We start from the raw sequence: 6,122 nt of genomic DNA, 5'->3' as shown, positions 1-6,122 counted from the left end.
GCCTCCGCCTCGGCTGCCGCTGCGCCGGCTGCGACGGCGCGGAGCACTGCGGCCGCCTCGGCGGCCTGCGCCTCCGCGATCACCGCGGAGGCCTCCTCCACCGCAGCGACCTCGGCTCCGATGGCCCGGCTGATATCTCCGGTCAGGAAGTCGTCACTGATCAGCGCGCCACCCGCGGCAGAGACGGCATCGGCAAGCGGACTGGCCCACAGGTGCTCGACCAGCAGGAAGGCAACCGCATTCCCCGGCTCAACGGAGTTCATCAGGGCATCCACGCCAGAGCCCGCCGGTTCGCCGGCCACCCCATCGCCAGCCGCCTGCCGGCCTCCGTTCTCCGCCCCGAAGGGTGCGATGCCGGCCAGCAGTGAGCCGAAATCCTCGCCATCGCCGACCTCCAGCGCTTCTACCGTGCCGTCCCGGCCCTTGGCCACCAAGACCATGTCAAGCACGCGCAGCACGCCGCGGCCCCTGATCCGGTCGACCTCCGCCAGCAGGCGGCTCTCAGCATCAGCCTCAAGCCGGAAGGTCAGCGCAATCAGCTGCAATGGTGCGGTCATTCTCGCTCTCCTCCAGCCGATCTGGCGGGCCGCTAGCCACAGTGCCCTTGCCGCACTGCCTGATACCGGTCCGGATCCTCGCGCAGGCTGCCCGGACCCAGGGGCAGGGATCCGTTGCGCGGCCACCGTCAGTTCCCGAACGCGCATCCCAAAATCACGGCAGCGGCCGCCTCACGTCACCTCACCCAGCTGAATTAGACCACAAGGCGCGGCCGTGGAAGGGCTCTTGGTCATCCCGGCAACCCCGATTCCTATCCCGGCAGTCTCCAGGCGCTTCGCCGGGGGTGGAGGGCCGGTGTCCGATCCAGCGCTGGCTGGACTCCTCAACTTGAAGCAGACGGGTCGCTGGTCCGCCTTCTTGCCGAGACAGCATCCAGCGGCGGCACAGGCACATCATGCTCGATCTGACGCGCGATATGCGGCAGATGAGTATGTCCACTCAGGGTCAGATGAGGGCGACCTAAGCGATTCCCCCGCCGTCTCGCTCGTTGTTGAGAATTATAGGCCCGTGCAAGTGCTTCTTGCCGCAGACTGATCGAGAATCTCCTGCCCGCCTATTCTATTACGGCAGCCTCACTTCGGCTCGTGACCTGCGGTGATATGTTCACTGGGCCGTGTCTCCCCATATTCGCGCGGCGGTCATGCCGTGCTTTGCGCACCAGATGCTCGCCCGGGCGACCGCCATGTCCGATTTAAACGACCACCTGGTGTGCAAAGTTCGACCCCGGACTGCCCGGTCGGGTCCCGCCGATGAGCGTGCCGCACCCAGGTCAGGGGCACCTGTCATACCAAGATCGCTCAAGTCCGGATGGTCTCGTGCTTCGGTCTCTCCTGGAGGCCGAAGGTGCTGATCATATTTCCCTCGCTGATGCGGGAGTGGCGAGGTGACTACGTTGGAATGGTGCTTTATCTTAATGACCAGCACGGCATCCTGCGCCTGCAGGTTGCCGCGCTCCAAGCGTAAGCCACAAGGTTGACGGCTTCGTGACGTTGCGCACGAAGATCGCTCGGGGTACTGACCGCAAGCGGTCACCCATACACACCACTTCCAGCGTCCACACAGGAGGTGAGCTGAGGTGCCTTGGAAGGTCACCACCTCGGGCGGTGGCACATATCAGGGGATTGCTGCTTATATTGTGATCCTTTTCACCAGGTTTGGGTTTTTCATCGCGATCTACATTCTGATCGGCGTCTTCCATAACACAGCGCCTCCCCATATTCCGTCGACTCCAAATAGTCTTGCGTCGCTCCATAGCTGGGTGCAGTACCTCATTTCAATCTTCTTCTGGCCCCTCAGCTTTTGGCACCCCGTCTTGACATTGGGTACATGGACGTTACCGCAAGCATTACGTCTCCATGACTGGGCTTCCGGATCTTATCAGCACTCTGAGGCGTCGCTTTGTCCCTGAACTAAGGACTCGTGGTGATTCCGATGCAGCAGGTGCGATCCAGCTTCTGCATGGGCACCCGGCGGAGATGCGGGATCTCGACGGATCTCGACGTCACTGCAGAATGGCTCAGGCACGACTCGCGCGCATCCATCAGGCAGCGCGCGCGCACGAAGTCATTCGTCGACCAGGTGACGTTGTCCGCCGACAGTGGGCTTGTGCAAGCTGCGGTTAGCCGCGTTGCCTAACTCACAAGTGAGCATGGCATCTGGTGCATGAGAATGTGCCGAGGCAACGCCCTCAATTCGGCTACGACCGGGCGTTCGAGAGCAACCGGGTGGTCGCCCAGATCGATCCAGAACGCCCGGTTCTGGGGCGGTGTCAGTGCAGATGGCTTGAGCTTCCCCCGTCTTCCGGACGCCCTGATCATGCCCCAGCTTTGGGGATGCCGAATCGGGTGGTGTCGGGTTGCCCCGCCGCAGTTGTGGGCGGCCGAACCGCTGGCTCCGTTGTTGCCGGCATCTGACCCCTATGCATCCTTGGTCGTCATGGTGATGCCGGTGAGATGTTCGGCGGGGCTGCTAGTCCCTGCCCGGTTCGGTGTAGCCGAAGAACGCGCGGCGCTTGATGAGCTCGGCGACATCAGGGGGAACCATGCTTTCCCAGGAGTCGTCGTTCGCCGCTATCCTGCGGAGCACGTCCCGGCTGAAGATCGGCAGGATCTCTGGCCGGTAGTTGTCGAGGTGGACGAAACTGCCCCGGCCGGCGAGGTAGTCATACAGCGGCTGCAACTCGGGCCGGACCTTGATGTCATCGACGGTCTTGAGCTCGTCCTCCGGCGAAGGCTGCACAGGGTAGACATACAGCTTCAGGTCGTTCTTGAATAGCCGCCCGAAGCTCTCCAGGATCCCGCCCTGCAGTTGCGCGTGGTTCTTCTCGTCGAACAGGTCGATCAGGCTCGGCACTCCCATCACGATGCCGATCCGTTCGGTCGTTCGTTCGCTGAGGTAGGCGGCCAGCCGGTAGTAGTCGAAGTAGTCGGTGATCAGCACCGTCATCCCGCATGCGGAAAGCAGTTCCGCGCGGGCTAGGAAATCCCGCCGGTCCACCTGTTCTCCACCTGCGAGCAGGTTGCGCATCGTGATCTCAGTGAGCTCCAGCACCGGCTTCCCGGCCACGGCCGGGTCGGCTTCGAACTTGGCATGGGCCGACGCGAGCATGTCAATGTTCACGTGCGTCGGAGGGCGGAAGCTCCCTCGCTCCACCAGGATCGCCTTCTTGCGCAGTATTTCGCTCGGCTGCAGCACCTCACGGTCGGGGCCGAACATCGCCACACCGCTGAGCCCGACCTGCACGAGCTTGAGCGCCATCAGCCTGTTGTCCACTCGGCGGAACTCGATGCCGCGGAACTGGATCATGTCGATCTCGACGCGGCCGGTGGTCAGGCGGTCGAGCAGGTTCTCGATCAGCTTGTCCGGCTCGTGGTGCTGGAAGAACGCCCCGTACAGCAGGTTCACCCCGACTATCCCGAGCGCCTCCTGCTGCAGCCACGCCTCGACGTCCAGCATCCGCACGTGCATCACGATCTGGCTCGGCTCGTCGTGCGGCTGGGCCTGGAACTTCACGCCCATCCAGCCGTGGCACTCGTTGCCGCCGCGGAAGCTGCGCGCCACCACCGTGTCGGCGAAAGCGAAGAAACAATTCTCGTCGCCGCGCTTGTGGCCCAGCCGCTCCACGTTCAGCTGGAACTCCGTGTCGAGCATGCCCTGAAGCCGACCGGCGGACACGTACCTGTCCGCCTTGCCATACTCGGCGTCGCTCACGGCCATGTCGTAAGCGGAGACCGACTTCGCGACAGTGCCCGCAGCGCCACCCACGCGGAAGAACCAGCGAACGACCTCCTGGCCGGCCCCGATCTCGGCGATCGTCCCGTACCAGCGCGGGTCGAGGTTGATGCGCAGGGCCTTCTGATGCGTGTCTGATTCGTGAGCGCCCGTGATGAACTCGGTCATTCGTCTCCCTGCTCACCAGGCCTGCGGCCACCCCGTCCACGGCGACAGTCCAGACGGGAGTCCGACCCGGATAATCCTACTAATTCCGCCGCTTCTGGCACCAGCCATGCCAACGGCCAATCCAACAGTTCCCACGGGGGCCGCCTACACACCTCCCGCGCGTCGGCGTCATGAAGTACAGGCCCGGTAACGGCAGCGCGACCGTCCACTGAGGCAAACAGGGCTACATCGCAAAAGCGCGCGTATCTGGGCACATGAGCAGGTCACCACTTTGGCGGCTCACGCCGCTGCCTCCCGGGCGTCCCGTTAAGCAGCTGACGGGACCTTTGGAATGGCCCCGGGAGTTCGAAGGTCACGCCCGCCTGCCAGGCTAGTCCCAATGCCTCGACCTACCCCGACGACGATGACCGAGATGTCCGGCGGGCCGCCCGACTTCCGCGAGCTGGACATCGTGGCGGCCTTCGCGCAGACCGGCGCGTTATGAACAGTTGACCGGACGACGGGGCCGGTCGCTGCGGGCTGTTGCCATGGGTGCAGGTCAGCTACCGTTGAGTTGGTTCGGTCAGGATCTGGGGTCATGGAATCGTCCCGTGTAGCGTCCGGCCTCGGGGCCTTGAGAGGGGCCACCGACCACGCCAGCAACAACGACTGGCGCCCTGGCTCATAACCGGTTCGTTCGCGAAAGGGGTCAGTAACGATGGCCACCGACGATAGCCAGCAGGCGCCGTTCACCGCAGATTCGGCGCTGACCAAGGAAGAGATCGAGCAGCGAAACCTTGAAGTCGTCGCGGCTCACTTCCACAACGAGAACCCGGACGACGTGGACAAGGCCATCGCGCTTTATGCCCCGGACATCTGCTGGGAAGCCCCTAACCGTGGAGTGGTCTACACCGACGCCCAAGAGGTTAAGGATGCTTACATGGGGATCTTCCGCACGCTGGTGTTCCGGAAAATTACGAACCTGCGCCGATTCGCTGCTGGCAACTCCGTGTTCGACGACCTGATCGCTGAGGTTCACGTCGTCGGCAACGAGATGCCCAACATGCCGTTTCCGGTTGGCACCACGATGAACGTTCGCCTGGTTCACTGCTTCGAACTGCGCGACGGACAGATCACCCGCGAGATCGCCTACGAGATGTGGCGCGAGAAGGGCGGCTCGCTCGACCATGATGCAATTCCGGTCGGCGCAGGCGTGACCCAGTTTCCCCTGCCCGGAGATCCGTGACAGCGTCCCGTCCTGCCGAAACAGAAAGCGGTGCGTCGCACTCGCCCTCGACGCCGGGCGTTACTACGTCAGCCCGACGCGCAACCGCGACAGCATCCTGGCGGGCGGCCACGACGAGGGCCGGGGAAAGTTCGGTCCTCGCTGTATCAGACCGTCCACGATGCTGCCGAGCGGAAACGCCGGTTGCATCGCAGCGTGCAACGGGACATCCTCCCTTCGGCTACTCGTTGAGGAGTGTCTTTGAGGCAGCGGCCCCGGGGAGTCAGCCTTGGGGCGCAGGCTGGTCTATCGGTGCGGTGAGCTCGAGCTGAACGCCGTCGGGGTCTTCGAACGGCAGCACGTCGATGCCGAACGAGGACAGGCGGGTGATGGTGCCGTGGGGCACGCCCTGCTCGTCGAACAGCCGCACCGCCTGCTCTAGGTCGTCGCGGCTGGTGACGCTGAAGCTGAGGTGGTCAAGCCCGACCCGGTCCGGGTCGAATCGGTCACCGTCGGGCGCCATCGGCCGCAGCCCCATCAGCAGGTCGCCGCGGACCATGACTACGCCGCCGAACAGGATGCGGAACGCCTCGGCCTCGGACGGGTCGCCGGGCGGCGGTGATTCCACCGCGACCTGGAAGCCGAGCATGCTGGTGTAGAACTGGCGGCTGCGCTCGAGGTCTGTGACCGTGAGCCGCAGGTGATGCAGCGGACCAACCGCAACGTGCGCAGGCATATGCTGCCCCCTCTCCCACGCCGGAAGCCCGGCGCTTCACGCCAGCAGGCCTGGTACCAGCATCCCAGCTCCGGGCCCTGGTGCCAACGGGCACGCTGGGGCTCCGGGCCGCAGCAGGTGAAGACAGCCCGAACCGGATAGCCCGGCCGTCACGCTACGCGATGAATGCGCGCGGATGCCGGTGCACCCGGTGGGACGGTGATCCCATGATTTTGGCGGACACTG

The 6,122-nt window shown here is 64.3% G+C and carries 4 protein-coding genes; 1 reads left to right on the top strand and 3 read right to left on the bottom strand.

Features of this window, described 5'->3' with window-relative positions; translation table 11 throughout:
• Both WA805_RS03040 and WA805_RS03035 read right to left on the bottom strand, forming a co-directional pair.
• The coding region (locus WA805_RS03040; RefSeq protein ID WP_425241594.1) for a hypothetical protein at positions 1–557 on the bottom strand (557 nt) is incomplete at its 3' end.
• Positions 558–2,526: 1,969 nt separating this feature from the next.
• Complete coding sequence (locus tag WA805_RS03035; RefSeq protein ID WP_422339099.1) at positions 2,527–3,957, bottom strand: hypothetical protein; 1,431 nt, start codon at positions 3,955–3,957, stop codon at positions 2,527–2,529.
• Between the two features lie 697 nt (positions 3,958–4,654).
• Between WA805_RS03035 and WA805_RS03030 the strand changes: the two genes are divergently transcribed.
• Positions 4,655–5,182 carry a nuclear transport factor 2 family protein gene (locus WA805_RS03030; protein WP_422275746.1) on the top strand — a complete coding sequence of 176 codons (528 nt, stop codon included), beginning with the start codon at positions 4,655–4,657 and terminating at the stop codon, positions 5,180–5,182.
• A 262-nt stretch (positions 5,183–5,444) separates the two neighbouring features.
• Here WA805_RS03030 and WA805_RS03025 read toward each other — a convergent pair whose 3' ends face one another.
• The gene (locus tag WA805_RS03025) at positions 5,445–5,897 is read right to left on the bottom strand and encodes a VOC family protein (RefSeq protein ID WP_422275744.1); all 453 of its coding nucleotides are present in this window, start codon (positions 5,895–5,897) and stop codon (positions 5,445–5,447) included.
• Positions 5,898–6,122: the final 225 nt, after the last annotated feature.

This window comes from Trebonia sp. (assembly GCF_049794275.1).
In the GTDB taxonomy this organism is placed as follows: domain Bacteria; phylum Actinomycetota; class Actinomycetes; order Streptosporangiales; family Streptosporangiaceae; genus Trebonia.
The sequence above is the reverse complement of the archived record's forward strand: the minus strand, read 5'-3'. Positions and strand labels throughout refer to the sequence as shown.